This is a genomic window from Actinoplanes sp. NPDC051470 (assembly GCF_040682035.1).
In the GTDB taxonomy this organism is placed as follows: domain Bacteria; phylum Actinomycetota; class Actinomycetes; order Mycobacteriales; family Micromonosporaceae; genus Actinoplanes.
On the sequence record NZ_JBFBAA010000009.1, the window covers coordinates 113319 to 139701 of the forward strand.

The 26383-nt window shown below is 70.4% G+C and carries 28 protein-coding genes and 2 pseudogenes; 14 read left to right on the top strand and 16 right to left on the bottom strand.

Annotated elements, in window-relative coordinates:
- Positions 1–324: 324 nt before the first annotated feature.
- A pseudogene (locus AB0M54_RS18010) lies at positions 325–522 on the top strand (malonic semialdehyde reductase); the annotation flags it as partial.
- 227 nt (positions 523–749) lie between these two features.
- On the opposite strand, the gene AB0M54_RS18015 reads toward AB0M54_RS18010, so the two are convergent.
- Complete coding sequence (locus AB0M54_RS18015) at positions 750–1265, bottom strand: TetR/AcrR family transcriptional regulator (RefSeq protein WP_364472703.1); 516 nt, start codon at positions 1263–1265, stop codon at positions 750–752.
- 163 nt (positions 1266–1428) lie between these two features.
- Here AB0M54_RS18015 and AB0M54_RS18020 point away from each other — a divergent pair, with 163 nt between their 5' ends.
- A complete protein-coding gene (locus tag AB0M54_RS18020) occupies positions 1429–2448 on the top strand; it encodes an aldo/keto reductase (RefSeq protein ID WP_364472484.1) in 1020 nt (339 codons plus the stop codon).
- Between the two features lie 13 nt (positions 2449–2461).
- Here AB0M54_RS18020 and AB0M54_RS18025 read toward each other — a convergent pair whose 3' ends face one another.
- The 3 genes from AB0M54_RS18025 to AB0M54_RS18035 are packed head-to-tail and all read right to left on the bottom strand — an operon-like array spanning position 2462 to position 4691.
- Positions 2462–3199: an alpha/beta hydrolase gene (locus tag AB0M54_RS18025; protein WP_364472487.1), complete on the bottom strand. Its 738-nt coding sequence runs from the start codon at positions 3197–3199 to the stop codon at positions 2462–2464.
- Between the two features lie 31 nt (positions 3200–3230).
- Positions 3231–4214 carry a zinc-binding dehydrogenase gene (locus AB0M54_RS18030; protein WP_364472490.1) on the bottom strand — a complete coding sequence of 328 codons (984 nt, stop codon included), beginning with the start codon at positions 4212–4214 and terminating at the stop codon, positions 3231–3233.
- A 54-nt stretch (positions 4215–4268) separates the two neighbouring features.
- On the bottom strand, positions 4269–4691 hold the full coding sequence (locus AB0M54_RS18035) for a MarR family transcriptional regulator (protein WP_364472493.1): 423 nt from the start codon (positions 4689–4691) through the stop codon (positions 4269–4271).
- Positions 4692–4804: 113 nt separating this feature from the next.
- Here AB0M54_RS18035 and AB0M54_RS18040 point away from each other — a divergent pair, with 113 nt between their 5' ends.
- Positions 4805–5788, top strand: coding sequence for a phosphotransferase (locus tag AB0M54_RS18040; protein WP_364472495.1), 984 nt, complete (start codon positions 4805–4807; stop codon positions 5786–5788).
- Positions 5789–5860: 72 nt separating this feature from the next.
- Here AB0M54_RS18040 and AB0M54_RS18045 read toward each other — a convergent pair whose 3' ends face one another.
- Positions 5861–8086 (bottom strand): MMPL family transporter, encoded by a 2226-nt coding sequence (locus AB0M54_RS18045; RefSeq protein ID WP_364472497.1) that lies wholly within the window; start codon positions 8084–8086, stop codon positions 5861–5863.
- 191 nt (positions 8087–8277) lie between these two features.
- Here AB0M54_RS18045 and AB0M54_RS18050 point away from each other — a divergent pair, with 191 nt between their 5' ends.
- A complete protein-coding gene (locus AB0M54_RS18050) occupies positions 8278–9462 on the top strand; it encodes a histidine kinase (RefSeq protein WP_364472499.1) in 1185 nt (394 codons plus the stop codon).
- Between the two features lies 1 nt (position 9463).
- Positions 9464–10147: a response regulator transcription factor gene (locus AB0M54_RS18055; protein WP_364324449.1), complete on the top strand. Its 684-nt coding sequence runs from the start codon at positions 9464–9466 to the stop codon at positions 10145–10147.
- Positions 10148–10219: 72 nt separating this feature from the next.
- Here the strand turns inward: AB0M54_RS18055 and AB0M54_RS18060 are convergent, their stop codons facing one another.
- The 5 genes from AB0M54_RS18060 to AB0M54_RS18080 are packed head-to-tail and all read right to left on the bottom strand — an operon-like array spanning position 10220 to position 15301.
- The gene (locus AB0M54_RS18060) at positions 10220–11263 is read right to left on the bottom strand and encodes a methyltransferase (protein WP_364472501.1); all 1044 of its coding nucleotides are present in this window, start codon (positions 11261–11263) and stop codon (positions 10220–10222) included.
- On the bottom strand, positions 11256–11573 hold the full coding sequence (locus AB0M54_RS18065; RefSeq protein ID WP_364324455.1) for a hypothetical protein: 318 nt from the start codon (positions 11571–11573) through the stop codon (positions 11256–11258). The genes AB0M54_RS18060 and AB0M54_RS18065 overlap by 8 nt, the downstream gene beginning before the upstream one ends.
- The gene (locus AB0M54_RS18070) at positions 11570–13855 is read right to left on the bottom strand and encodes a lanthionine synthetase LanC family protein (RefSeq protein WP_364472503.1); all 2286 of its coding nucleotides are present in this window, start codon (positions 13853–13855) and stop codon (positions 11570–11572) included. Before AB0M54_RS18070 ends, AB0M54_RS18065 begins: the two co-directional genes overlap by 4 nt.
- Positions 13852–14958: a phosphotransferase gene (locus AB0M54_RS18075; protein ID WP_364472505.1), complete on the bottom strand. Its 1107-nt coding sequence runs from the start codon at positions 14956–14958 to the stop codon at positions 13852–13854. Before AB0M54_RS18075 ends, AB0M54_RS18070 begins: the two co-directional genes overlap by 4 nt.
- A gap of 28 nt (positions 14959–14986) precedes the next feature.
- A complete protein-coding gene (locus AB0M54_RS18080; protein ID WP_364472507.1) occupies positions 14987–15301 on the bottom strand; it encodes a hypothetical protein in 315 nt (104 codons plus the stop codon).
- A 273-nt stretch (positions 15302–15574) separates the two neighbouring features.
- On the opposite strand from AB0M54_RS18080, the gene AB0M54_RS18085 reads away from it, so the two are divergent.
- The 4 genes from AB0M54_RS18085 to AB0M54_RS18100 all read left to right on the top strand — a co-directional run bounded on the left by AB0M54_RS18085 (position 15575) and on the right by AB0M54_RS18100 (position 18753).
- Positions 15575–16342 carry an HD domain-containing protein gene (locus AB0M54_RS18085; protein WP_364472509.1) on the top strand — a complete coding sequence of 256 codons (768 nt, stop codon included), beginning with the start codon at positions 15575–15577 and terminating at the stop codon, positions 16340–16342.
- 185 nt (positions 16343–16527) lie between these two features.
- Complete coding sequence (locus tag AB0M54_RS18090) at positions 16528–16815, top strand: hypothetical protein (protein ID WP_364324469.1); 288 nt, start codon at positions 16528–16530, stop codon at positions 16813–16815.
- Positions 16812–18212 (top strand): hypothetical protein, encoded by a 1401-nt coding sequence (locus tag AB0M54_RS18095; protein WP_364472511.1) that lies wholly within the window; start codon positions 16812–16814, stop codon positions 18210–18212. The genes AB0M54_RS18090 and AB0M54_RS18095 overlap by 4 nt, the downstream gene beginning before the upstream one ends.
- Positions 18196–18753, top strand: a complete 558-nt coding sequence (locus AB0M54_RS18100; RefSeq protein WP_364472513.1) for a hypothetical protein — start codon at positions 18196–18198, stop codon at positions 18751–18753. Before AB0M54_RS18095 ends, AB0M54_RS18100 begins: the two co-directional genes overlap by 17 nt.
- Before the next feature lie 18 nt (positions 18754–18771).
- Here the strand turns inward: AB0M54_RS18100 and AB0M54_RS18105 are convergent, their stop codons facing one another.
- Positions 18772–19581, bottom strand: a complete 810-nt coding sequence (locus tag AB0M54_RS18105) for an SDR family oxidoreductase (protein WP_364472515.1) — start codon at positions 19579–19581, stop codon at positions 18772–18774.
- Positions 19582–19644: 63 nt separating this feature from the next.
- Between AB0M54_RS18105 and AB0M54_RS18110 the strand changes: the two genes are divergently transcribed.
- The 4 genes and pseudogenes from AB0M54_RS18110 to AB0M54_RS18125 all read left to right on the top strand — a co-directional run.
- The gene (locus AB0M54_RS18110) at positions 19645–20430 is read left to right on the top strand and encodes a helix-turn-helix transcriptional regulator (RefSeq protein WP_364472517.1); all 786 of its coding nucleotides are present in this window, start codon (positions 19645–19647) and stop codon (positions 20428–20430) included.
- Positions 20431–20482: 52 nt separating this feature from the next.
- Positions 20483–20731, top strand: a complete 249-nt coding sequence (locus tag AB0M54_RS18115) for a hypothetical protein (RefSeq protein WP_364472519.1) — start codon at positions 20483–20485, stop codon at positions 20729–20731.
- Between the two features lie 77 nt (positions 20732–20808).
- Positions 20809–21144, top strand: a complete 336-nt coding sequence (locus AB0M54_RS18120; protein WP_364472521.1) for a hypothetical protein — start codon at positions 20809–20811, stop codon at positions 21142–21144.
- Between the two features lie 25 nt (positions 21145–21169).
- A pseudogene (locus tag AB0M54_RS18125) lies at positions 21170–21496 on the top strand (MerR family transcriptional regulator); the annotation flags it as partial.
- Positions 21497–21727: 231 nt separating this feature from the next.
- Here AB0M54_RS18125 and AB0M54_RS18130 read toward each other — a convergent pair.
- The 5 genes from AB0M54_RS18130 to AB0M54_RS18150 all read right to left on the bottom strand — a co-directional run bounded on the left by AB0M54_RS18130 (position 21728) and on the right by AB0M54_RS18150 (position 25073).
- A complete protein-coding gene (locus AB0M54_RS18130) occupies positions 21728–22918 on the bottom strand; it encodes an MFS transporter (RefSeq protein WP_364472705.1) in 1191 nt (396 codons plus the stop codon).
- A 140-nt stretch (positions 22919–23058) separates the two neighbouring features.
- Positions 23059–23424, bottom strand: coding sequence for a hypothetical protein (locus AB0M54_RS18135; RefSeq protein ID WP_364472523.1), 366 nt, complete (start codon positions 23422–23424; stop codon positions 23059–23061).
- A 37-nt stretch (positions 23425–23461) separates the two neighbouring features.
- Entirely contained in the window at positions 23462–24094 is a 633-nt protein-coding gene (locus AB0M54_RS18140; RefSeq protein ID WP_364472525.1) for a YsnF/AvaK domain-containing protein, read from the bottom strand.
- Positions 24063–24257, bottom strand: coding sequence for a PRC-barrel domain-containing protein (locus AB0M54_RS18145; RefSeq protein WP_364472527.1), 195 nt, complete (start codon positions 24255–24257; stop codon positions 24063–24065). Before AB0M54_RS18145 ends, AB0M54_RS18140 begins: the two co-directional genes overlap by 32 nt.
- A gap of 114 nt (positions 24258–24371) precedes the next feature.
- A complete protein-coding gene (locus tag AB0M54_RS18150; RefSeq protein WP_364472529.1) occupies positions 24372–25073 on the bottom strand; it encodes a hypothetical protein in 702 nt (233 codons plus the stop codon).
- A gap of 441 nt (positions 25074–25514) precedes the next feature.
- Between AB0M54_RS18150 and AB0M54_RS18155 the strand changes: the two genes are divergently transcribed.
- The gene (locus AB0M54_RS18155) at positions 25515–26375 is read left to right on the top strand and encodes an EAL domain-containing protein (protein ID WP_364472531.1); all 861 of its coding nucleotides are present in this window, start codon (positions 25515–25517) and stop codon (positions 26373–26375) included.
- The last annotated feature ends 8 nt before the right edge of the window (positions 26376–26383 follow it).

The following is a 26383-nucleotide window of genomic DNA, read 5'->3' on the forward strand; positions in this document are numbered from 1 at the left end:
CCGTCATCTCCCGAGGCCGCCACCACCGAGACCCGGATGGTTCCAGTGGCCCGGGTGGCCAGCAGTTTCGAGTCAGCTCCCGGGCTCTATCTGGCGCTGGACCCGGATCTGCGGATCGTCGCGGCAAGCGACGCTTATCTGAGCGCCACCATGACGGCGCGCGGCGAGCGCCGGACACGATGGCGGTGCAGAAACACGACGAGGCGCGGAGGTCGACGCCCTGAGCCGGATGGCGCCGGCCGGCACCGGCGGCCCGCCGGTCGATCCTCCGCAGGATCTGCGCGAGTACGACCCCGAATGGGGCGACGCGTTTAGGAGCACCTGGTGACACCGGCCTCCGTCGAGGCGGGCGGGCTCGAGGCGGCCGGCCGCGGGTTGCTGTTCGGCGACGCGCACACCGTCAAACGGTTCGCGCCCGCACCGGTCGGCGACGATCTGCCGGCCGAGATCTGGGACCTCGCGAAATGGCCACCGACGATGTTCAACATCCAGCCGTTGCGCGTGCTGTTCGTGCGTACCCCGGAAGGTTTTGACCGGCTCTTACCGCACCTCAACGAACGTAACCGGGCGCAGTCGCGTGGCGCGCCGGTGACCGCCGTGCTGGCCCTGGATCGTGACTCCACGAGTTCGCCGGCCGGGTGGCGCCGTACATGCCGCAGCTCGGCGACCACCTGGCCGCGGCCGACGGCGAGCGTGCTGAGCTGGGCCGGTTCAACGCCGGCGGGGACGTGTTGCGCTGGGCGTGAGGGTTACGGCGCTTGTGCCGTCAGTCCGTCCACGAATACCCGGGCCATCCGCCGGTTGAAGTCCGCCGGGGCGCCGGGAACCGGCTGGCAGATCAGAGCGACGGTCGTGAGCACGTCACGGGCGGTGACGTCACCACGCGCCTGCCCGGCGGCCACCGCGTCGGCGAGGAGCACCTCGAGCGCCGGTTCGAGCCGGTCGAGGAGATGCAGCGGGAGGTCGTTGTAGGCCGGGTCGCCCGAGTGCAGCGCGGTGGCCAGCCCGCCCTTGGTGCCGACGAACTCGGTGTACTGCTCGATCCAGGTCGTGAACGCCGGCCAGGGAGCGACGGTGGTCCTGAGCTGCCCGGCGGCTTCCACGCACTCGTCCACCTCATGTTGCAGCACCGCGACGATGAGGTCGGACCGGCGGGGGAAATGCCGGTAGAGAGTTCCCACGCCCAGTCCCGCCAGGTCGGTGATCTCCTTGGCCGGCGCGTCCACGCCGCTGCTCATGAACACCGACTTGGCGGCCTGCAGCAAGGCGGTGACGTTACGCGTGGCGTCGGCCCGTTGACGCCTGGGCGCGTCACCGTCGCGTCTGCCGCTCGCGGGCATGATTCCCTCCTGTTGCTAACCGGAAAGCTTTTCCGCTACAGTTCCGGAAGGGCTTTCCGGTTATCGCAGAGTACAACAGGAGACCGCCATGCAGTACCGAACCCTCGGCCGAACCGGCATCAAGGTCAGTCCCTACGGGCTGGGCGCGTTGATGTTCGCCACCTCGATGGGCAACGAGCCGGCCGAATCGATCCGCATCGTCCACAAGGCGCTCGACGCCGGCATCAACCTGGTGGACACCGCGGACGCCTACCAGGACTCGGAGGAGATCGTCGGGCGGGCGCTCAAGGGCCGCCGTGACGACGTGGTGCTGGCCACCAAGGTGGGCCGTCCGGTCGACGCGGACCCCAACCATCAGGGGGCCTCCCGGCGCTGGATCACCACCGCCGTGGAGAACTCGCTGCGCCGGCTGCAGACCGATCACATCGACGTCTACCAGATCCACCGGCCCGATCCGGGCACTGACATCGAAGAGACGTTGTCCGTGCTGACCGACCTCGTCCGCAGCGGCAAGATCCGTGCGTTCGGGACGTCCGGGCTGCCGGCCTCCACCATGGTCGAGGCGCAGTGGACGGCCGAACGGCGCGGGCTCGAGCGCCCACGCACCGAGCAGCCGCCCTACTCGATCCTCAACCGCGGCATCGAACGTGAGGTGCTTCCGATCGCGCAGCAGTACGGCGTGGGCACCCTGGTCTGGGGTCCGCTGGGTCAGGGCATGCTCACCGGCCGGGTCCGCCGCGGGCAGGACAGCGACGTCCGCCGCTCGACGATGATGAGGTCGTTCAGCGATGAGCGCCGCGTCGACGCGGTCGAGAAACTGATCCCGCTCGCCGCGGAGGCGGGGCTCACCATGCCGCACCTCGCGATGGCGTTCGCGATCGCACACCCCGGGGTCACGACCGCGCTGCTCGGCGCCCGTTCCATGGAGCAGCTCGACAACCTGCTCGCCGGGGTTGACCTCGCCCTGTCCGACGCGGTGCTCGACCGGATCGACGAGATCGTCCCGCCCGGCACCGACGCCGGTCCGCTCGACCAGGCGTACGTGCCGCCGGCCATCGCGCGCACCGAGCTGCGCCGGCGTCCGCTCGGCGAGCGCTCCGCCGCCTGAGGGGCGAGGCGCCTTACCCGGCGGCCCGTCCCCAGAAGTCGCGGAGCAGCTCGACGGCGCCGTCCGGGTCCTGGTGCATCCAGTAGTGCGACTTGCCGGGCAGGTCGATGAACTCGGTGCGGAGCCGCTCGGCCGTCTGCCGGCTCAGCTCGACGTCGCCGTACGGGTCCTCGTTCCCGTGCACGATCAAGCCCGGTGCACGTACCGCCTCCATCCGCGGGCCCCACGAGCGGTAGTGGTAGAAGTTCGGGACGGCATCGCGGTAGAACATGAGCATCGTGTCGGCCAGCACCTGGTCCGAGGTCCGGTCGACGTCCGCCAGCGACGCCTCGTTCATGCCGCGTGGGCGCAGGAACTCGGCGAACGTGCCGCCGGGTCCGGTCAGGCCGGCCAGGAACTCCGGGCCCTGTGGCGATTGGATCACCTGGGCGCCCTCGGCCCAGACGAAGTCGGGGTGCCAGGCTTCGGCCGCGTCGGCCACCCAGGACCGGCAGTCGACGTCGTAGGCCGACAACGCGCGGATCAAGAGGTGGGCTCCCCAGTCGTGGGCGACGAGATCCAGCGGTCCCGGAATCTCGCGCAGCCGCTCGGCCAGCCAGGAGGCGTAGGCCTCGTTGTCGCCCAGTTCGGCGGGGCGGGGGATGCCGAATCCGGGCAGGCGCACGACCTCGCTCCCGGCATCGAGGCGCTGGCGGATGACGTCCCACATGGCGGGTGTCTCGGGCACTCCATGAATGAAGACCACGGTCATGACGACTTCCTTGTCGGTCGGAGGGGTGCGCTCACGGGATCAGGACGACTTTGCCCTCGACCTGGCGGTTCTCGAGCCGGCGGTGCGCCTCGGCGGCCTGGTCGAGCGGCACGGTGCTGACCTCGGGCTTGAGCGCTCCGGTGGTCAGCTGATCGACCAGCGCGGCCATGTCGGCCCGGAAGCCGGCCGGGTCCCGGTCGACCGCCCGCGCCACGGTGTGCACGGCCACCCGGGCGCCCGGCGTGAGTTTGGCCCGCAGCAGGGCGCCGACGGTGCGGGTCATCGCCCCGGCCTTGGAGTAACCGGCGCCGGTGGCGAAGCTGAATCCGTAGGACACGACCACCCCGGACGGTTGCGTGGCACGGCGGGAGCGTGCCAGCGACGGGCCGCCCACCGGGTCGAAGGTGGCCGCGACCGGGGCGGGCGCCGCGGCCGCGTCCCGCACCCAGATGGCCCCGCCGGCCTCGACCCGGGCCCGCCGGGCCGGACCGGAGGTGCCGTAGACCTTGACGCCGGCCGCCTGGGCGATCTGGCTCAACGCCGACCCGACACCGCCGGCCGCGCCGAGCACCAGCACCGCCTGGCCGGGCGAGGGCCTGGCCACCCGGTGGAACATCTGCCAGGCCGTGAGGTAGTTGAGCACCAGGGCGTCGAGTTCCTCGGCGGGATGACCCTCGGGCAACGGGGCGACCCGCTTGGCCGGCGCCAGCACATGGGTCGCGTACCCGCCGGCGCCGATCAGGGCGCCGACCCGCTGGCCGACGGCGAATTCCGTGACGTCGGCGCCCACCCCGGCGACGTGGCCCACGACGTCGAAGCCGAGCACCTCGGGAAGGGCGCCGGGGGTGAGGCCCTGCCGCGTGGTGACGTCGTGGAAGGCCACCCCCGCGGCCTCCGTGGCGATGAGGACATGCCCTGGTCCGGGCGCTGGTATCGACATGGGTTCCACGCGAAGCACCTCGGGGCCTCCGGTGGAGGTCAGCCGGATCCGGCGCGCACCTGCTTCAACAGCCATGTTGAAAACATACATGAGTTTCTCAAGGAATTGGGTACGTGTGTTCCGCTCCACTCACCGGCCGGCGAGCGCCTTGCCCAGCAGGGACTGCAGGTGCCGCTGCTCCTCGGCGTCGAGATCGGCGAACGGGGAACGCTTGGCGACGATGCCGAGCAGTTGCTCGCGCGTCTTCCGGCCCTCGGGGGTCAGCACCAGCGTCCGGACGCGTCCGTCCCTGGGGTGAGGGCGTCGCTCGGCGAGCCCGCGTTCCTCCAGCTTGGCGCTGAGAAGGGTGACGTTGGAAGGATCGCAGTGCAGAAGGGCGGCCAGCTTGCGCAACGGCGGCGGTTCGGCGTCGGGGTTCAGGATCCAGAGCAGGTTCGCCGTCGGGCCGGTCAGGTCAAGCCGCTCCAGGCCCTCCTGCATCCGGCCGATGACCTGACCGGCAACGGCCATCACCTGATAGAGCAACGACGCCGCCACCTCGTTCACCGCCATGGGCCGAGCTTAGCCCGGCATACTCCTGGAGTATCTCCATGAGTTGTCGCACGTCCGCTCGGGCGCCGACAAAGTGCTGGCGGCCACCGAGGCGTGGGCGGTACGTTGCGCGGATGCCGCCACTGGTGTCGAAGCGTGCACAGGTCGCACGCCTCCGCCGCACGGCCGTGCGGGCGCTCGCGGACTATCCGATCGACGAGCCACGCCTGTCGTTCATCGCGCACGGCGAGAACACCACGTTCCGGGTCGACTCCCGCGATGCGCGATTCCTGATGCGCGTACACCGGCCGAACCGGCACGGCCGTGGAGTCGACTCGCGGGTCGCGGTCGGATCGGAGCTGACCTGGCTGGCCGCATTGCAGGCAGACACCGACCTGAGCGTGCCCACGCCGATCCGGGCCCACAGTGGACAGCCGACCACCGTCGCCGACGGACGGGTGTGCTCGGTCCTCGGCTGGCAGAACGGACGGATGCGGGCCGCCCATCCGAGATCCGTGCACTTCCGGCGGTTGGGTGGCGTCCTCGCCCGCCTGCACGAGCACGCTTCGGTGTGGGCTCCGCCATCCGGGTTCGTACGCATGCGGTGGGATTGGGAGACGTTCTTCGGCAACACCATGGAGTACGGCGGTGTTTCCGCCGCCGGGTGCTGGGACCTGGTGCCGGCGCCGGTGCGTACGCGATTCGATGAAGTCGCGCGCCGGATGCGTACGGTCATGGAGGGTCTGGGATCCGAGCCGGACGTCTTCGGGCTGATCCATGCCGACCTCCACCTGGAGAACGCTCTGTTCGACGGTGATGTGGTGCGGCTGATCGACTTCGACGACTGCGGATTCGGTTACTGGCTCTACGACATCGCGGTTCCACTGTGGGAATACCATGGCCGGGCCGACTACGCCGCGATCCGTGCGGCGCTTCTCGATGGCTACGGTGAACGCCGCGAGCTGCCCGATCTCACTCATCTGGACGACTTCATCGCCACCCGGGACGTGGCCTTCGGCCTGTGGTTCGCCGGGATGGCCCAGGTCAATCCGGCGTTCGCGGCCGACCTGGACGAGGTGATGGTCTCCCTGCAACGGTCACTTGATCGAGTGCTGTGACCGCACCCTTGGCGCAGGCCGCTGTCCGGCGCCTGCTCGCGTGCCGGACAGCGGCCCACCGTGTTGAGCCGGTTACGGGCGCTGCGCGGCGACGGTTTCCCCGGGCGCGGAGCCGAGCCCGGGCTGATCAGCCGCCGGCGACCTTCGGCCGGCGAGCCGCTGGGACAGCCGCTCGCCTTCGACGTCGACGTTCGGCAGGATCCGGTCGAGCCACCTCGGCAGCCACCACGCCGACCGGCCGAGCAGTGACAGCACGGCCGGGACGATGGTCATGCGGACCAGGAAGGCGTCGACCGCGACGCCGAACGCGAGGGCGAACCCGAGCGACTTGATGATGATGTCGTCGGCCAGGACGAAGCCGGCGAAGACGCTCATCATGATCAGCGCCGCGGCGGTGACGACTCGCGCGCCGTGCCTCATGCTGGACACCACGGCGTCGTTCGGGTCGGCCCCGTGCACGAACTCCTCCCGGGCCCGGATGATCAGGAAGACCTCGTAGTCCATGGCGAGGCCGAACAGGATGCCGATCAGGAAGATCGGGATGAAGCTGACGATCGGGCCGGTCGACTCGATGCCGACCAGATCGGTGAGGTGGCCCTGCTGGAAGATGAAGACCAGGGCGCCGAACGACGCGATCACCGACAGCAGAAATCCCAGGGTTGCCTTGATCGGCACCAGGATGCTGCGGAACACCACCAGCAGCAGGACGAAGGCGAGGCCGACGACGACGGCCAGATAGGGCAGCAGCGCGTCGTTGATCTTCTCCGACACGTCGATGTCGACCGCGGTCCGGCCGGTGACGGCCAGGGTCGCGCCGCCGGTGGCCGCGGTGAAGTTCACCTGCTGGGCGCGGATGTCGTGCACGAGCTTCTTGGTCTCCTCGCTGAGGGGACCGCTCCGCGGAATGACGTTGAGGGTGGCGGTGTCTCCGGCCCGGTTCGGTTCCGGCGGGGTGGCGACCACCACGCCCCCGAGACCGGAGATGAGCTTCTGCGCCTGTTCGCCCGCGGCCGCTGACCGGCCGGCGGCGGCCTCGACCACCACGAGCAGGGGACCGTTGATACCGGCTCCGAAGCCTCCGGCCAGCTGGTCGTACGCCTTGCGCTGGGTGGACCCGGCGGCCGCGGTGCTGTCGTCGGGCAACGCGAGGTTCAGGCCGAGTCCGGGGATCGCGACCACGCCGACCACGACCACCGACAGGATCAGTGCGGGTACGCGATGCCTGACCACGCCGCGGGCCCAGCGCTCGCCCAGCGGAGTCCGGGCGGGCCGGTCGGTGCCGCGGCGCTGGGCCCGGGGGAGGACCTTGCGACCGGCGAAGCCCAGCAGCGCGGGCACCAGGGACAGGCTGATCACCACGGCCACGGCGACGGTGCCGGCCGCGGCGGCGCCCATGGCGGCCAGGAACGGGATGCCGACCACGGCGAGCGCGGCCAGGGCGATGATGACGGTCAGGCCGGCGAAGACGACGGCCGAACCGGCGGAACCCGCGGCCCGGCCGGCGGCTTCCTCACCACTACGGCCGAGCGCGAGTTCGTGTCGATAGCGCGACAGGATGAACAGCGCGTAGTCGATCCCCACGGCCAGGCCCAGCATGACGGCCAGGTCGGCGGTGTTCGAGGTCAGGTCGAGGAAGCCGGTGGTGATCTGGATGCCGAGCAGGCCGATCCCGACACCGATGAGCGCGGTCAGCACCGGCAGGCCCGCGGCGACGAGCGAGCCGAAGGTGATCAGCAGGACGATGGCGGCCACGACGAGGCCGAGAGCCTCGGTGCCGCTGCCGGCTTCCTCCTGCTCGGTGACCTCTCCGGAGTACTCGACACCGATGCCGGCCTGTCGCGCGGTGTCGCCGGCGGCGACCAGCGCCTCGCGCGCTGCGGCGTTCACGTCGGTCGCCACCACCGCGTAGTCGACACTGGCGTAGGCCGTCTTCCCGCCCGGCGCGATCGTCTTGGCCTCGTAAGGGTCGGCGACCGCCGTCACCTGGGGCGCCTTGCGCAGGGCACGGATCGTGGCCCGTACGGCGGCCTGCTGATCCGGGCCGGCCAGCGTGGCACCGCCGGACACGGTGAACACCACCCTCGCCGAGGCGGTGTCCGTGCCCGCGTGGAACTTGTCCGTCACCACCTCCAGCGCCCGCAGCGACTCGGTGCCGGGAATGGCCAGCTCGTCACTGGTCGGCCCGGACAGTTGGGCCGCCCCCACGCCGAACAGGCCCAGGAGCGTCACCCACACGACGAGCGTCAGCCGCCGGCGCCGGAACGAGAACCGTCCCAGTCGGTACAGAAGGGTTGCCACGATCGTCTCCTCTTGTCGTCAGGCCCGAGTTCCGGGGCCGTCTCACGATCGCGGCCGGCGCCGGGGTGTGTCGTCCGGCCGGCGCAGGCGTCCGGCTACCGCGAACGCGGTACCTTCGTGGCGCTCGGTACCGCGGGAAGAGGTCGATGGGAACGGCTCGCCGCACTACCGTCGTGATGATGTACGCGGCGATGAGTCAATGGAGGCTCCCGAACCTCGACCGTTACCGTGGCCCGCTCGGCGATGTGCTGCTGGCGGTGAGCGGCGTGGCACTGCTGCTGTACCTGGGCCCGACGCCGGTGCACGGTGGCACGGCGCTGCTGGCGGTGGCGTCCGCCGCGCTGATCCTGATCCGCCGCCGGTATCCCGTGCCGGTTCTGCTGGCCGGCGCCGGCGTCTTCATGCTCACCACCGCACTGACCCGGCCCCCGGACGGGATGTTCATCCTCGCCGGCGTGCTGACCTACTCCGCCGCCGCGTCGAGCCCGCGTCGGCGGCCCTGGTTCTACGCCGCGCTCATGTGGGGTTCGCTCATGGTCGCCGGCTCGGTCGTATACGTCGCCGACTGGTGGACCGCCGACCAGTTCACCACCTTCGCGCTCGTCTTCGGCGGCGCCGCGGCGGGGGACTCGACCCGGATGCGCCGGGCGTACGTCGCCGAGGTGACCGAGCGGGCCAGGCAGGCGGAGATGAGCCGGGACGAGGAGGCCCGCCGCCGGGTGATGGACGAGCGTCTGCGCATCGCCCGGGAACTGCACGACGTCGTGGCCCACCACATCGCGGTGATCAGCGTCCACGCCGGCGCCGCCGGATACGCGCTGCGCGACGAGCCGGAGAAGGTGTGGCCGGTGCTCGGGCACATCCGCACCGCCGCGGACACCGTCCTGGACGAGATCAAGTCGGTGGTCAGCGTGCTGCGTGACCCGGACGAGATCCGGAGCACCGAACCGGCGCCCGGCGTGGAACGCCTGCATGAGCTGCTGACCGTGCTGAGCGCCGTGGGCTTCGCCGTACGCCATCAGCAGCGCGGCGAGCCCCGGCCGTTGCCGGCGGTGGTGAACCTGGCGGCGTACCGCATCGCGCAGGAGGCACTGACCAACGCCCACCGTTACGGCGACGGCGGCGCCACCCTCGAGATCGAGTACACCGTCGACACCGTCAAGATCGGCATCACCAACCGCATGGCCGGGTACGGCCACGGCCGGCCCGGATCCGGGTTCGGGCTGCTCGGCATGCGAGAGCGAGCCGCGGCCGCGCGCGGCACGATCGAGGCCGGGCCGGTCGCGGGCGGCCTCTTCCGGGTTCAGGCCGAGTTACCCACCGACGATCGGGCGATCAACCGCCTCAACGCATCCACCCCGGCCGAGAGGGCGTGACGTGAGCATCCGGGTTCTCCTCGCCGACGACCAGGCTCTCATCCGCGCCGGCTTCAAAATGATCATCGATGCCGACCCCGGTCTGGAGGTCGTCGGTGAGGCCGCCGATGGCGCCGAGGCCGTCGAGCTGTGCCACAGCGGCCGGGTCGATGTCGTCCTGATGGACATCCGCATGCCGCACGTGGACGGCATCGAGGCGACCCGCCGCATCGGCGCCGACGAGCGCCTCGCCGGCGTGCGGGTGCTGGTGCTCACCACGTTCGACGACGACGACAACGTGATCTACGCCTTGCAGGCCGGGGCCAGCGGCTTCCTGGGCAAGAACGTGGCGCCCGGCGATCTCGTCAACGCCATCCGGGTGGTCGCCGACGGCGAGGCGCTGCTGTCACCGCGGGCCACCAGTGGTCTGGTGAGCCGGTTGATCCCCCACATCCGGCCGCCCGTCACGGATGTGCCGCAGCTGGCGCTGGTCACCGATCGGGAGAGGCAGATCCTGTTGCTGGTCGCACACGGGCTGTCGAACGACGACATCGCCGAGCGGCTGTACCTGTCGCCACTGACGGTCAAGACCCACATCAACCGTACGATGATCAAGCTGAACGCCCGCGACCGGGCCCAACTGGTGGTCTTCGCCTACCAGCATCACCTGGTCAAGCCGGGCGACCCGCTGCCCGACGGCCCGTGACGACCGCCTTCCTCGGCACCATTGGCACGGTGGCCCAGGTTGCCGGCCCCGTGTGGCGGGAACGGCCCGGTCTCACGGAGTTGCCGATTCCGACTCGAGGAGCACGGCGCTGCGGTGCTGGGCGGCCTCGGTCGAGACCACCCGCAGCCCGGCGGCGGCCCCGAGGGCGCAGATCTCCTCGACGGTACGGGCGGGCCGGGCCATCTCGATGTCGAGGCGGACGCGGCCGGCCGTCGGGTCGAACAGGTCTCCGGCGCCGCCGGGGAGGATCAACTGGGTGACGAGCACGGCGGGCCGTACGCCGGCCGCCTTCCGGACGACGCCCAGCAGGTGGATCGCATCGTCGTCGGGCCAGTCGGCGAGGATGTCACAGAGGACGTAGAGGTCGGCCGCCGGCAGCGGGTCGGTCATGAAGTCGGCCTCATGGAGGCTGTAGCTCCGGTGGTCGATGTCGTCGAGCATCTCGTCGGCCAGCGAGATCATCGGCTCCAGATCGACCACGTGGCAGTGGGAGCAGAGCCGCCGGGTCAGCAGTTCCCGGGCGAGTCTCCCGGTGCCGGCGCCCAGGTCGCACACCGTGCGCGGCGCGTAGGCCCGGACCAGCTTCTCGATCGGGCCGAACTCGACGACGGGGGTCCGGTGCCCGAACAGGGTCCGCGTCTGATCGAGGTCCATGCGGGCCACCCGGGACCAGACCGGCTCGCCGTGGTGTTCCTCCAGGCCGGTCCGCCCGGAGCGCACCACGTCGAGCAACGCGACGACGCTGTGGTTGACATCGCCGGTCAGCGTGCCCAGGCGTAGCGAGTCGACCAGCCACGATTGTGGTGAAGGGGCGGGCGTGCTGCAGGCGGCCCGTCCGAGTGCGGTCAGGGTGTAGCGGCCGCCCGGTCCGGCGCGGACGACCTCTCGCGAGGCGAGGTGCTCGAGGATGCCGGTGAGGATGCGGGCGTTGCATGACGTCAGCTGGGCCAGCTCGGCGGCCGTGCCCGGCCGGTCTCGCAGGTGGTCCGGTAGCCCGAGCGAGACGAAGGTCCGCAGCGCCATCGGTGTGACCAGGTCGGTCAAGGCGTGCAGTCGGCGGACCACGTCGAGCTCGGCGGGTTCGCCATCACTCATTGCACGATCCGGCGCAGGACAGGACCGGGCTGCACGTCATGAACGTGAGGATCATGACGGACACCGTTCCGTAGCGGGGGTTGAGCTGTTTGGCCAGCTCCACCAGGCGCTGACGCTCGTCCGAGCCGCCGATCAGGTCACCGTCGAAGAACTCCATCATCTGCCGGCTCGCGTCGTCGAGGGAGACCTCGCCGTTGACGAAACCGCGGGCCGAGCTGGCGAACCGGTCGATTCCGGGGATGCTCGCCGTCTCCTCCTTCAAGCGGGCGAGCATTGTCGCTTCGAACCGATGTCCGTCCGCCGCGTTCATGATTTGTCCTCTCGTCGGCGTGGCAACAGGGGATACAGGGGAGACGGGACGTCTCGTGGAGCGCATGCGCGCAGAGCGGTCAGACCCGCACCGGCGGCCCCGGTCATCAGGCCCGGAGCCGTTCGCGTCACGCTGCCGGTGTGGTAGTGCTCGAATGCTTCGGTGAGCAGCTGGGCCTGCCGCCCGGCGTTCATCGGCAGATCGGTGAGGTGGGTGATCAGCTCGGCGGCGCCCGCGACCGCGAGTTTGCCGTGGCATGCGCAGGAGTCGGCGGACCGGCCGAGGAAGCGGGCGCCGGCCGCGTCCACGGCGCGCGCCGCGAGCGTCAGGTCCTCGGTCGCCACCGCACCCTCGGCCAAGACCAGCCGTGCCAGCGCGATCCCCGGCGCGCCGTAGCACCAGTTGAACCGGGACTCCTCGGCGCCCGAAGGGCCGCCGGGCCAGTTCTGTGTCGTGTGGTCGAAGTGGCGGCGCTCGTGCTCGACGGCCAGTGCCGCTGCCCGGTCCAGGTCCGCCACCCCGCCGGCCAGGCGGCTCAGCTCGGTCAGGGCGAGCACGGTGGAGGAGGGCCCGTGCGCCAGGCCGGGGACCGGTCCTGCGTCTGGCGCCGCGCCGAGTTCGGCGTGGGTATGTGCGGCCAGTTGCTGACCGAACGCACTTGCCCGGTCCAGCAGCTGTTGCCGGGCCCGGCCCGGTCCAGCCGACTGTGCCGCCCAGCAGTAGGCCAGGACGGTCCCGGAGATGCCGTAGATCAGGTCGTGATGGCGCACGTCCTCGGCCGGTTCGGCCGCGTCGGGATCATCAACGGCGTCGGCGGCGAGCAGGTATGCGATCGCGTCGTCGCGCAGGCCCCGGTGGGTGAGCGTCCGCCCGACCTCCGCCACCGTAGCCGCTGCGCCGACCCGGCCGCCGTAGAGGCCGTGATGGTGCTGGACGGCGTGAAGGCGGTCCAGGGCGCTGGCCGCGGCCATCTCCGCCAGCTCCGCGTAGCGGGGCTTGCCGAGGACAGCGTGCGCGTGGGCCAGGAACATCGCGATCCCGGACAGGCCATCGTAGAGTTCGGCTTCGACCGTCCGCAGGTCCGTCGCGTCATCCGGGTCGGCACCCCGGGTGAACCAGGTGCAGCCGTGACCGGCGGTGACGGCGAGGCCGGCGACCAGGTCGGCGAGCTGCTCAGCCTGGTGCGCGGCCGCGAGGGTGCTGCGGCGTGCCGCGAGGGTGGCGGGCCGGCTCGGCCTGGCGGCAAGCGGTCCGGGCTCGGCGGGCAGTTGCAGGTCCAGTTCTCGGTTGCCCGGGTTGAGATGGGTGGAGCCGGCCGGGCGACCGCTTCCGGCCAAGGCCAGGCGGATGCTGACGGCCCTCGTCGCGGGCGTGGACCGCGAACCGTGGCGGATGTGGTCGTCGACGATGCCGGCGGCGAGAATGCGGGAGATGGTCTGGCCGAAGCTCAGTCCGCCCGCCGGGTCGTCGGCGAGGGCGAGACCGGGTGCGATCGTGCGCGTGTACGCCGGGGTCCACGGACGCAGGTCGGCGCGGACCTCGTCGTACACGGCGAGGATCGTCTTCCAGCGCGCCACCAGTCGGCTGGCCGGCAGGTACAGCACCGCGACGTCGGCACGTTCCGGCCAGGTCGGGCCGCTGTGCGCGATCTTGAACTGGAACGGCTCCGACCGGTCGTTCAGGGCCGCGGAGAGGCCGGCGACCAACTCCGGCGCTCCCCGCCGGGAGACGTTCCAGTAGAGGCGGGTTGTGCACTCGCCGGTCGAGGCGATGTCATGCGGCCCCTGGTCGCCGACGAAGTACACGAAGCCCGGTGAGCGCATCGGCAACGCGGTGGGCAGCCGTCGACTGTGGTCGTCGGAGGTGAGTTCCGGGCGCAGGAAGCGGACTCCCCAGAGGGTGATATCGGTCTCCGTCTCCTGCTCGAAGGTGGGCTGCCAGGACCGCCCGCCGCGGTAGGCCGACAGCAGCTCGCGGACCATGCCGGCGTTGCTGCTGAGAGCAGGTGAGAGGTTCTCGACGGCGGAGATCGGCCGAGGGGCGCCGAAGACGTAGTGCGCGGAATAGATGATGTCGGCCAGGTGCGATCGGAGCGCGTCCGGCACCAGTTCGTCGGCGACCTGCAGCGGGGGCACGGCGGTCTCGCCGAACCAGGAGATGCCGGTGTCGGGGTGGATGCGTACGCGGGCGGCCAGGTCGTCAATCCCGTCCGCGTCCGGTCGGAGCGCATCCAGCCGGACCGCGTCCGGCTCGATTGTGGCCGACCGGTGAAGTGGTGTCACGGCTGCCTCACCCCGAGGAAGATGTGGGCGCCCGCCTCGGGACGCCGGAAGATGTTCGCCGCGACCTGCAGCAGATGCCGGCAGGCGGCCGAGACCGCGGGGGCCGTCGAACAGCGTTCCATCGTGGTCAGGATCATCCGTCCCGCCACCCATTGCACGAGTTCGGCGGGCTGCAAAAGGGTCTTGGTGCCGTCCTGGTAGGCGTCGAAGACGTGCCGCACGACGGTGTGCAGTTTGCCGAGCCGGTCCGCTGAGGCCGCGGTTCGCTGGTCCGGTGGCCGGGTCCAGGTGTCCGCGTCCTCGAGGAACGCGATCACGTGCTCGGCCACGAGTGCACCGAGGTCCCACAACGGGTCACCGCGGCCGGCCAGTTCCCAGTCGATGACGACGAGGTCCCCGTCGGGGGTCACGATGATGTTCTCAGGTCGCAGGTCGTTGTGGATCTGGTGGCCGGCCCGCCACCGCGAGTACAGCAGCAGCAGCCCCGCCACGAGCGCTTTGTCGGCCTGGACCAGCCGGGTCAGCTGGTGCGTGCCGTGGCTGTGGAACTGAAAGGCGGTCAGTGGCGGGCTGACCAGCAGGAAGACCGGCGAGGGGCGGGCCGGTGGGATGGTCGGCAGGTCACCGGCGCTGCGGTGCAGTCGGGCCAGCACGCCCGCCACGTCCGCCGCGCGCCCGGCATGCACGCCGGGGTCACGGTTGATGCTGTCGGCCAGCGTGGTGCCGGGCACGCACTCGGTCACCAGACAGCCGTCGTGGAACGAGTACAGGCGCGGGATGGGCACGGATTCCCGGAGCCCGTCCAGCCGGGAGTAGGCCTCGGCCTCGTTGTGCACCGATTGCACTGTCTCGCTGTTGGTGCCCTGCTTGACCACGTATCCGGATGTTCCCGAACGGACGACGAACGTCCGGCACCGGCTGGACTTGTCGGTCACGGTCACCCCCTCGCGGACCAGGCGCTCCGTCGACATCAGCCCGGCCGCGATCAGGTGGTCGATCGTTCCCCTCGCGTCAAGCAGCTGTGCGCCCTCCGGTGCGAAGTTGATCAGCGCTCTCGGCGGTCCGGCCGCCCGTTCGTCGTCGTGATCGCGGGAAAGTCGCACAGCTGCTCGATTCAGTTCGCGGTGGGACTCAGCAGGTCCCGCAGCTGAGCACGAGAGTGCAGGACGTGATCGTCAGCAGGATCGACGGCGTGCCGCACATCGTCTCCATCCGCTTGGTGAGCTCGACGATGCGGTAGCGCTCGACGCGCCCGTCGATCATCGCCCCGTGGAAGAAGCTCTCCATCTCGTCGAGTGTGGCGTCGATGTCGAGGTCCCCTCGCAGGTACGACTGCGAGGCGACGTCGAAGGAATCCGCGTCCTCCAGGGTGCGGAACGAGGCGGCGATCGCATCCATCGCGCTGTCGTAGGTCTTCTCGGACTCGGGCATGGTGACGGTGGCCATTTTCCGAACCTTTCGCAGGCAACTAGTACGGGTACGGATCGAGGTGGTGGATCGGGCGCCAGTCTCCCCACTGGGTCTCGTGACCGATCGGCGACAACCGCTGCGGTGTGCCGCTTCGCCCGAAGGTCTATCGAGGCCGAGCTTCAAAGATGCTTCACGGCCGCTGTCACGCCGGCCAGGTGGCGGGATCGCGTTGGAGATTGGCTATTTTGCGCATATCGCGCCGGAGGTTCGATGCCTACCGTCAAACTCACCGTCGCCCCTGGAGGAACTGTGCCGAGCTTCAACATCGAACCAGATCGTCAAGCCGTGGATCGGCGAACATTGCTGCGCGGAAGCATGGCCGCCGCCGCCGTCCCAGCGTTACCCGTGGCCGGCGAGACAGGGAAACGACCGGCGGGGCTGCCGCCGGTGGTAGCGGGAATCCCGATACCCCAGACCAAGCTCGCCCGCGATTCCGCGGCATTCGCCCGGGAGGCATTTCCCGAGGTCTTCTTCAACCATTGCATGCGTACGTACGTCTTCGGCTGCCTGCTGGCCGATCGCCAAGGCGTCCGGTACGACCGTGAGCTCGCGTTCGTCGCTTCGGCCCTGCACGACCTCGGCATGCTGCAGAAATACGCCACCCCGGCGCAACCTTTCGAGGTGGACGGTGCTGACGCCGCCCAGCGCTTCCTGAGCGGCAAGGGCGTCTCGGCGAGTCGGATCGACGTCGTCTGGGACGCGATCGCCCTGCATACGAACGGCGGAGTCGCCCGGCGGAAGCGGCCGGAGATCGCCCTCGTCTCGGCCGGGTCCGGACTGGACTTCGCCGGCTTCAATTACGAGCTCATACCGCCCAGCACGATGCGTGACGTGCTTTCTCATTTCCCGCGGTCGGGCTTCAAACAGATGGCGCTCGGTGATCTGTTGCGGCACCTCAACGAGAAACCGGCGGCTTATGTCCTGCATCCCTTTTCCGAGGTGGGACGGCGCCGCATCCCGAACTTCCCGATTCCCGCCCCGGACGACATTTTGATGAACGCTCCGTTCGCCGAGTAGGAGAAGCAGCCCGCAGCCCTGGCTTTGGTTCAGGTCGAGGCGTTCAACGGCCCCTCGACCGGCGCCTCCAGCGCCTCCCCGGGCCCAGCGGTAGATGCCGCGGAATCGAGGGGCGGCGATCCACGCCCGCAAATTTTAGTATGGTGCCGGGTGGAGGCCGATGCAGAGGGTGGTGACCACGGACTGTGAGCGGTTTCGAGCTTCAGATCGGCCAGCTGCGGAGCGCGGCCAAGGCGGCCGGATCCGCCGCGGACCAGGCCAGGGCGGTGAGTCCGGGTACCGGCCTGGACGCGATCGCGACAGCGTTGCCCGGTGGGGCCGCGGCGGCCGGCGCGCCCGCTCTGGCGTCGGCGCTCAATGAACGCGCGAAGGGGTGGGCGGGCGAGATCGATCGGTGGAGCAGGTCGGTCACGTCGGCCGCGAAGGAATACGCCGCGAGTGACGAGTCGGCGAAACGAGCTTTCGGGGGATGACGGTCAGCTACGACGACGTCCGGAACTGGGACGCTGACGGGCTCGAGACGTCGGCCACCGAGCTGCGTGGCCGGCAGAACACGCTCGTCGGGCTGCAGGACGAGCTCGACGACGCCAAGAGACTGCCCGACTGGCACGGCCCCGCGGGGGAGGGCGCCCGCAGCTCGCTGGGAAAGACCCGGAACAACGCCGAGATCCTGGTCGCGGAGCTGTCCGCCGTCGTACGAGCCCTGCAGAACGCGTCGGACGATGTGACCGCGTTGAGGAGCCGGATCGCCAACAACGACGCTCTCGCCGACACCTACCAGTTCCGCATCAACCCCGACGGCGCGATCGTGGACGTCAGACCGGCCGACCCTCCGCCGCGGTCGCGGTTCGAGGCCGAGGACCGCGCCGGGGCCCAGCGGTACCGCGCCACCATCCAGCAGCAGCTGGTGCGCGAGACCGCGGCGATCCTCACCACGGCGACCGCCATCGACGCCGCGCTGGCCCGGGTGATGCAACTCGTCCAGGACCGCAGGATCAGCGACCACGAGGCGACCACCCTGTCCGACGCGGGCAAGGGCGGCGACCTCGACGCCCGGGTGGCCGAGATGGAGCAGTCGCTGCGCGACGCCGGGCTGCTGACCGGGCCACCCGTGGACGGCCAGTACCGGCACTGGCTGGAGAACGCCGTACGCCGCGGCGTTTCGATCGACACGATCAAGCAGATCGCCGCCGACCACCACATCACGCCGGAGTCCTTCAAGGTCCTCGACGGGATGGAGGAGATCCGCGAGGACGAGGACGGCGACGGGATCTACAAGTCGTACTTCCTGATGCCGACCGACATCAGCGGGGACGACGCGGCCGCCGCGGTGCGGATGACCTACGTCCTGAACGCGGGCACCGACTACGGCACCGAAGGCGAGACGACCGACTTCACACCGACCCCGTACAGCTCCGAGGAACTGCGCCGGATCACCGACCGGCAGAAGGAGAACTCCTTCAGCTACGACGACGATGTGGGATTCGTGCACGCCAACGGCGGGCGGTTGGTGACCACCCCGAACGGCATGATGATGGGCCTGGGCGGGAACCTCGTCCAGGACCAGTTCAGCCAACGCGGCGGAACGACGTGGGGCGACACGTTCATGATGAACATCGACGACCCGGACGATCCGGCGCAACAGCTGCGGGAGGCGGCGAAGTCGGGCCAGGCATGGTACGAAGGCGAGGCGGGCCCAGAACCTGGTCAACTCGACATGGACCGGCTGCTGCACCACGAGGAGCGCCACTCCCAGCAGTGGGCGCGCGAAGGCTACACCGGCTTCCTCGCCTCGTACGTGTGGGAGCAGGTCACCGGCGGCAACGAGACCGAGGAAGACGCGGGACTGTCCGATGGCGGATATCACTGAGCGGCTGCGCGCCGCGTGCGCTGCCCTGCTCGTGGTGGCGGCGGCCGCGGCGTGTGACACCGAGGCGCAGTTCGCGCCGTCCCTGCCGCCGGCGGCCGGGTTCCGCGTCGACGACGGCGTCCTGAAACTGTGGACGGGCACCCCCTGCCAGGGTGTCATCGGCATGAGGCTGATCTTCGACTCCGGCACCAAGCAGAGCACGCAGCAGGAGTGGACCGCGCCCAAGCCGGGAGTGCAGGTCGAGCGCATGGACCTGCTGCGTAGCGGCGAGGGCTCCCCGCCGGACTCCGGTGGGCCCCTACAGGTCAGGACGCCGCTGCCCGCGGGCTACGACTGGACCAAGGCCAGTTCGATCGTCTTCTCCGTCGACGGCCCGAAGGCGAACGGCGCCCGGGCCGACGTCGCCCAGGTGCTGCGCGAATCGGCCCAGCACCCGGCCGACAGCTACCTGTTCGGCCGGCAGGGTTGGATGACCGCGTCGGACGTCCAACGCGAGAACCAGAAAACCTTTCTGACCATCTGTACGCCCGACCCGGACTGACGGCGGCCCGGTGGACGCTTATGTCGCTTGCTCGGCGAGCCAGCGCCAGTCGTTCCACGTGGCCAGCCGCTCCTTGTAGAGCTTATCGACGACGGTGTACGGGAATGGGCCGAGAAACAGACGCAGCGGCGGATGCTCGGCGTCGACAAGCCGCAGGATGGCCGCGGCGGTCACCGCGGGATCGGCGGGGGTGCGGGCGGATGCTCCGGCGCGGCGCGCCTGCCGTACCGGCTCGTAGGCGTCGATGGGCTCGGTGTGCACCGCCGATGCCCCCGACCAGTCGGTTCCGTACGGTCCGGGCTCGACGATCGTCAGCTTGGGGCCAAGCGGTGCGAGCTCCGCGGCGAGCGCCTCGCTGAGCCCCTCGAGAGCCCATTTCGAGGCGTTGTAGAGGCCGAGCGTCGGGAACGCGCCGACGCCGCCGATGCTGGACACCTGCAGGAGGTGGCCGCTGCCCTGCGTACGCAGGACCGGCAGGACCGCCTGCGTCACCCAGAGCGCGCCGAAAAAGTTCGTCTCCATCTGCGCGCGGGCTTGTTCCTCCGTCGTCTCCTCGACCATGCCGAACAGTCCGTATCCGGCGTTGTTGACCACGACGTCCAACCGGCCGGTCACCTCAACCGCGCGGGATACCGCGGCGAAGACCGCTGACCGGTCGGTCACGTCCAGCGCCAAGGGGAGGACGCGGTCCCCGTACGTATCGACCAGATCGTTGAGCCGGCGAGGATCGCGTGCGGTCGCGACCACCCGGTCCCCGCGTTCGAGAGCGGCGTCCGCCCAGACGTGGCCGAAGCCGCGGGACGCGCCGGTGATGAACCATGTCTTCATCGCTCCACCGTCCGTCGGCCGCCGGACGGTAACCAGACCCCTGCCAGGGGTACCCTCGGAGCGATGCGCGAGGACAACGAGCTCGGCGCCTTCCTCAAGGCGCGGCGCGGGCGGGTCCGGCCGGAGGACGTGGGCCTGACCACGTCGGGCCGCCGTCGCGTCCCCGGTCTGCGCCGGGAAGAGCTCGCGCGCCTCGCCGGGATGAGCCCACGCTACCTGACCCGGCTGGAACAGGGGGAGGACCACAATCCCTCGGCGCAGGTGCTGAGCGCCCTGTCCAGCGCGCTGAGACTCGATGCCGACGAGGCCGCGCATCTGTACGCGCTGGCCGCCCCGCGACCACGACCGGCCGGCGAGGAGAACGCCTCCGACGCGGTGCAGCGGTTGCTCAACACGTGGGAGCACGTCCCGGCCTACGTACGCGATCGTCGCTTCGACGTGCTGGCGGCGAACAAGACGGCCATGGCGCTGTCCGGCCTCTACACGCCCGGACAGAACCTGGTCCGCGGTATTTTCCGCGATCCCGCCGTACGCGCGCTCTTCCCGGATTGGACGCAGGTCGCCGCGCAGACCGCTGCCGCGTTGCGCGCGGAGGGCGACGTCCGCGATCCCCGCACGACCGAGTTGATCGAGTCCATGCTGACGAATGACGAGTTCCGCGGCATGTGGAAGACCTACGACGTGCAGCCCGTACGCGATGAGATCAAGCGGTTCGTCCACCCGGTCGTCGGGCCTCTGACGCTGCGGCGGCAGGCCCTGACGATCGCGGCCGCGCCGGATCAGACGATCATCGTTTACCAGGCCGACCCCGGCACCCCTTCCGAGGATGCCCTGGCCCGCCTGCTCTAGCCGGGGGTCCGCAGCTTGCCGCCGGGCCGGTTCGCAGATCTTCCGGCTGGTCGTGGCCCTCGTGCTGCTCCCGCTCGGACTCTGGCTCCTCGCCCGCGCCGTACGAGGCAGAACCGCTGACCGGCCGCCCCTGCCCCGGCGCGCCGTCCTGGCCCTCGGGGCCGCCGTCGGCGCGATCGGCGGCTACCTCGGCGCCCACCTTCAGCCGCAGATACCCGAACGAGCCCTGCGGATCCTGCTCGGCGGCCTCGCCACCGCCCTGGCCGGCCTCTATCTCGTCCAAGCGACGTTCCTGCCGTAGCCGGGGGCTTGCATTCGGTACCCGGGTACAGCCTTACCGTCGAGGGGCGTCCGAAGACCTCACACCAGGAGACCGGCATGTCGTACGCCGTACCCGATGCCTGCACGTTGCCGACGGCCGAGCAGCCCGTGCGGCTGGCCGAGTTCGACACCCTGTTCAGCACCGCCGTCCGGACCGTCGAGCACCTCACCGCGACGCACGCCCGGATGCGCCTGACCGGCCCGGCCGACCTGGCCGCCACGGTCCGCGACCTGACCACGCGCGAGTCGCAGTGCTGCTCGTTCTTCAGGTTCACCGTCACTCCCGTACCGGACGAGGTGGTCCTCGACATCGAGGTGCCCTCCCGGTACGCGGACGTCCTCGCGTCCCTCGCGGACCGCGCCCGCACCGCGACGAACGGCCGGGCGTCATGACTGGCGCGACGCACGGCCGGCCGTCATGAGCGGCGCCGCGAACGGGCTGCGTACCGGCGAGGTCGCCGAACGCGCCGGCGTCAACGTCCAGACGCTGCGTTACTACGAACGCCGTGGCCTGCTCGCCGAGCCGGTCCGGTCGAACGGCGGGCACCGCCTCTACCCGCCCGACACGGTCGCCCTGCTCGGCGTCATCAAGGCCGCCCAGCGCCTCGGCTTCACCCTGGACGAGGTCGCCGACCTGATCGCCGCCGGACGAGGCCGGCATCCCGCTCCTGACCTGCGGCAGCGGGCCACCGACAAGATCGCCGAGATCGACGCCCGGATCGCCGATCTCACCGTCATCCGAGCCGCCCTGACCGACGTCGTCGACGCCCGCTGCGACAGCCTCACCAACTGCACCTGCGAAGACTGCCCCATCCCGTTCCTGACCATCACGCCGGTTCGCCCGCCTGACAGACCTTGTCAGGACCCCCTCGCAGTACCACCGACAGCAGGAACACCCCGGCCCGCGGGGCCTGCGGTTGTCTTGACGGTGTCACCTCGGGGTGCGCCGACCAGGTGCCTCTCGTGGGCGGCCGGGTTACGCGGGCGAACTGGGATCCGGCGTTCGCCTGCGGGCCAGAACGGTCAGCAGGATGAGCATTGCGGCGGCCTGCGTGGCCGCGACCACGACGAGAAGCCAGGTCAGGGATGCCTCGTAGAGGGTGCCCGCCGTGGCGCCGCCGATCAGCGCGCCGGCTCCCTGCACGGCGGCGAAGATCCCGTACGCGGTGGCCCGGCGCTGCCGTGACACCAGGTCGGCGACGAATGCCTTGACGGTGGAGTCCTGCACCCCCGTCGCGGTACCCCACACCAGAACCCCGCCGGCCGCCACGGCCAGGCTGGTGGAGAAGGCCAGCGCCGGGACCACCGCGACCAGCACCGGCAGAACCAGCAGCACGCGTGGACCGACACGGTCGTAGAGGGCGCCGGTGGCGAGCGCCGCGACCGCGGCCGCGGCCATCGCGGCGGCGTACAGCAGCGGCACCCCGGCGGTCGGCACCACGCCGGCTCGCGCGAGATGGAACCCGATCAGCCCGAACGTCATCAGTCCGCCGGTGCACACCGCGCACGCCACCGCGAACCACCAGAAGAGCCGGGGCAGCCTGGTACGCGCCTCCTCGGCCGGTTCGCCGACCGCAGCGGCGCCGGCGCGGGGGCGCGGATGGACGGCTACGGCACGGCGCCGGACGACAACGAGCACGACCATCGCCAGCAACCCCGGCACGGCCAAGACGGCCAGACCCGGCCACAGCCGCCCACCTGCCGCGACGATGAGCCCCGCCAGCAGCAGCGGCCCGGCGAACGCCCCGACCTGATCGAGGGCCTGGTGCACGCCCATTCCGCGGCCCATCCCGACCGCGCCGGCAGCGTCGGCCAGCAGCGCCGACTTCGCCGGTGAGCGCACCGCCTTGCCCAGCCGCTCAACCACGATCAGCACTACGGCCACCGCCAGCCCCGCCGCACCCAACGCCGGAGTCACCGCCAGCAGCGGCACGCACACCGCCGTCAGCGCATACCCGGCGATCGTCAACGTCCAGTACCGGCGGGTCCGGTCGGCCAGCGGCCCCGACACCAGCCGCAGCACCAGCGCGGCCGCCTCGCCGGCGCCGGTGATCAGACCAACCGCCAGCGCGGACGCGCCGAGGGAGGCCAGCAGCGGCCCGTACACCGACCGGGCACCCTCATAGACCATGTCCGCGGCCAGGCTCACCACACCGAAGCCGATCACCACCCGCCACGGCGACCACCCCGGCCCAGCCGACAACCGATCACCGGAATCCACGCGGCCGGCCGGCCCTGACGTTGTATCGCTACCTGGCACCTCATGACCTCACACGACTCTTGTCACGGGGTCAAACAAACCGGCGTTCAGCGCGGCCTGCGCGACACCGGCATCGTGGCGCGGATCGGCGGCGACGAGTTCGGCCTGCTGCTGAACCGACGCACGACGGACGACGCACCACCGTGGTCGCGCGCATCGACGCCGAGCTCGAGGCCGCCGGCATCTCCGGATCCATCGGCTGGACGGCCGTCACCGCGCGGAAGACTTCGCCGCAGCCGCAGCCGCAGCCGCAGATCGATGTAGGCGTCCTTGGCCGGGGTGCCGGTGTGGCCCGTGATGATCCCCAGGGCAGGTCGAATGGTGGACCGCGCGGCGAGGGCCTCCGCGAAGCCGGTGAGTAGCTCTTCGCCACCCCATCGTGCGGCTACCCCGGCGTGCGGCGTGTACCCCAAGAGAGGGCGCTCACACCGCCCCGCCTCGATCTGGAGTTCAGCGGTTCGACCGGTTGCGGTCCTCGGGACCATCGAGGTCGATCTGCTCCTTGCGGACCTCGCCGCTGACGGTCTCCTCGTCGGTGACGGTCTGCTTGCCGAGTCGCACGCGCTCGACCGGGACGGCCTCGGTGTCCACGACGGGGCGTTCCGCGTGCAGGGTCACCTCGTGCTCGGACTCGGTGATGGCCGGGCCGTCCAGCGCGTTGCCGGCGTTGGCGTCGGTGATCGGCTCGCGGTCCAGCGTCACCTCTTCGCGGGTGACTGGCACGGTGACCTGTTGCTCCTCGGTGACGACATACTTACGCAGCCGCGCCGTGCCGGCCCGCTCGGTGCGGGTGTCGGCGACCAGGCGCTCCTCGGAACGGGTCATCGCGTTGTCGCCCGAGCGGTCCCGGGTGTCGTCGCGGCCGGCGTCGGTCACGGTGTCGCTGGTCGTATCGGTGTTCCGGTCGGTGTCGCCGGCTGGGCGGTCGTTGCCGGCGGCCCGGCCGTAGTAGCGGTACAGCTCTTCCTCCTGGCCGGGGCTCAGGTCGTCGTCGACGTCGACGTGAGGCGCCTTTCTGACCTGGGACTTGGCGTACGGCACCTCAAGGCGGTCACCGGACAGTCTGGCCCCGTCGAGCGGCACGAAGGACTCCTTGGTGCCGAAGAGGCCGGTCTTGACCGATACCCATTCCCGGGTTGCCGGTTTTGTTGTCGAGGTAGACCTGGCCGGCGGAGCCGATCTTGTCGCCGTCGTCGGCGTAGACGTCGGTACCGATGAGTCGTTGAATGTCGTTGCGGGTGATCACGACGATCCCTTCCTTCCGGGGGAATGCCCGGCATGTTCGTGAGCAGGGCAGGGTGAGGTAAGGGCGCACGAGAACGTACGCCCGCCTGAGATCGGTTTTGGGTGTTGCCTTGAGTCAGTGGCCGAGGCCGGCCCGGTCGACCTTGCGGTGGAACCGCATGCCGGCGAGCCCGCCGAGGATCGCGCCGGCGAGGGCGGCGATGACGGCGATCACCAGGGCGATGATCGCGCCGGTGGTGACCTCGTCGCCGCCGACCGGCAGCCGGGGGAACCCGCCGACCTTGTCGAGGATGTCGAACTTGCTGCCGGCGACGGCGCCGGCGACGGCGACGAGCGCGGCGATGACGATCGCCCACACCCACACGGCGATGCCCTGCTTGGCGCCGTTGAAACGGGCCATCCGCCCGGCGACGTAGCCCCCGCAGAAGTAGGCGATCAACAGCACCAGCAGCAGCAGGAGACCGCCGGCGACACCGATCGTGCCGGCCTGGTCCGACGCCTGTGCCTGCGCCTCGGAGGTGTCGGTGCCGGTCGAGACGCCGACCGCGGCGCCGGTGGCCACGAGCAGGGCGGTGAGGATGACCGCGGTGCCGGTGGCGGTGAGCCAGCCGAAGAAGGCGGAGCCCCACTTGATGCCGCCGTATCGGTTCTTCTCCCGCGCGATGACCGAGTCCCGGTCGGTGCGGGCGGGGGTGGAGCCGTGCCTGCGGTCGCCGGACGAATCCTTGGTGTGCGACGGCGTCTCGTGCTCGCGGTCGTCGTTGCCGGGTGTGAAGGCGTGCGACCCGGAGTTGGTGGAATCGGTGGACGAACTCATGATTCTGCTCCGATGAACATCGGCGATGAGGGGTGGGCGAGACTGGATCTTCGGCTCGTCCCGGTTGACGTGGCGCCACTGACCGCATGCCCGAGCGTTCCGTCCATAAACGCGTGAGCTGCGACTTCGGTCGATGTCCCATGGTGCTTGCCGGCACACCAGCGGCCGAGCCGATCACCATCCGCACCGGTCGATGTCGTCCGGCATGAGTTCATCGACCGCACGAGGTGTTGACCCCGTACGCGGCAGAAGAGGACGGAGGCGGCGGGCTGGACTGTCTCCAGCCCCTTCCTCACCAGTGGGCCCCACCGGGCCGAGGCTTCGCTCAGGTCATGGCCACGGCAGCCGATGGGTGGAATGGTGTGGCGGGCGTTCCGTCGCCGGTTGCGGGCCGCGGAGGGGAACGTAGTGCGCCAGGAACGCACGGAAACTGCTCAGAATGTGGCTGAGCTACTCCGCGCCGCGGGATTCACGGCCGACAAGAACCTCGGCAAGCGCGACAAGGCGCTGATGGAGGTGTTGTCGCGGGCCGCGTCGTTGCTCATCGAGCCCGACATGCGCCGACGTGTTCAGCACGCGGAGATCGCCGCGCGGATCGCGCCGATCGTTGCCGCGGGTGGGCCGGTGGTGCTGCTCCAGCCGATCGTCGACCTCGACAGCGGTGATCGGATCGGCGCCGAGGCGCTCAGTCGTTTCCCGCGGCAGTGGGGCCTCCCACCGGACCGGTGTTTCGCCGACGCCCACATGATCGGTGAAGGACACCGCCTGGAGCTCCTCGCCTTGCGCCGGGCGGCCGAACACCTCGCTCACGTCCGCGGGTACGTGGCCATGAACGTGTCTCCGTCGACGCTGCTGATCCCGGAGTGCACCGATCTGCTCTCGCGTCTCCCCACCGACCGGGTCGTACTCGAGCTCTCCGAACACGACCCGGTGGACGACTACGATCAGCTGCGCGCGGTTCTCGCACCGCTGCGGGCCGCCGGCATGAGGCTGGCCATCGACGACGTCGGCGCGGGATTCTCGTCGCTGCGCCACATCGTCGTCACCGCTCCTGACGTCATCAAGCTGGACCGCAGCATTGTCACCGGTCTCGGCGACGACCCTGTGCTGCAGGTGCTGACGCGTTCACTGGTCGATGTCGCCCGGGTCATCGGTGCGAAGGTCGTCGCCGAGGGGGTGGAGACCGGCGCGGACGCCGCCGCCCTGCGGGCCGTGGGAGTCGACCTGGGGCAGGGCTGGCACTTCGACCCGGCGGTCAGCCGCGACAAGCTGCGCGACAACTACGCGGTCAGCTACGCCTGACCTCCCCA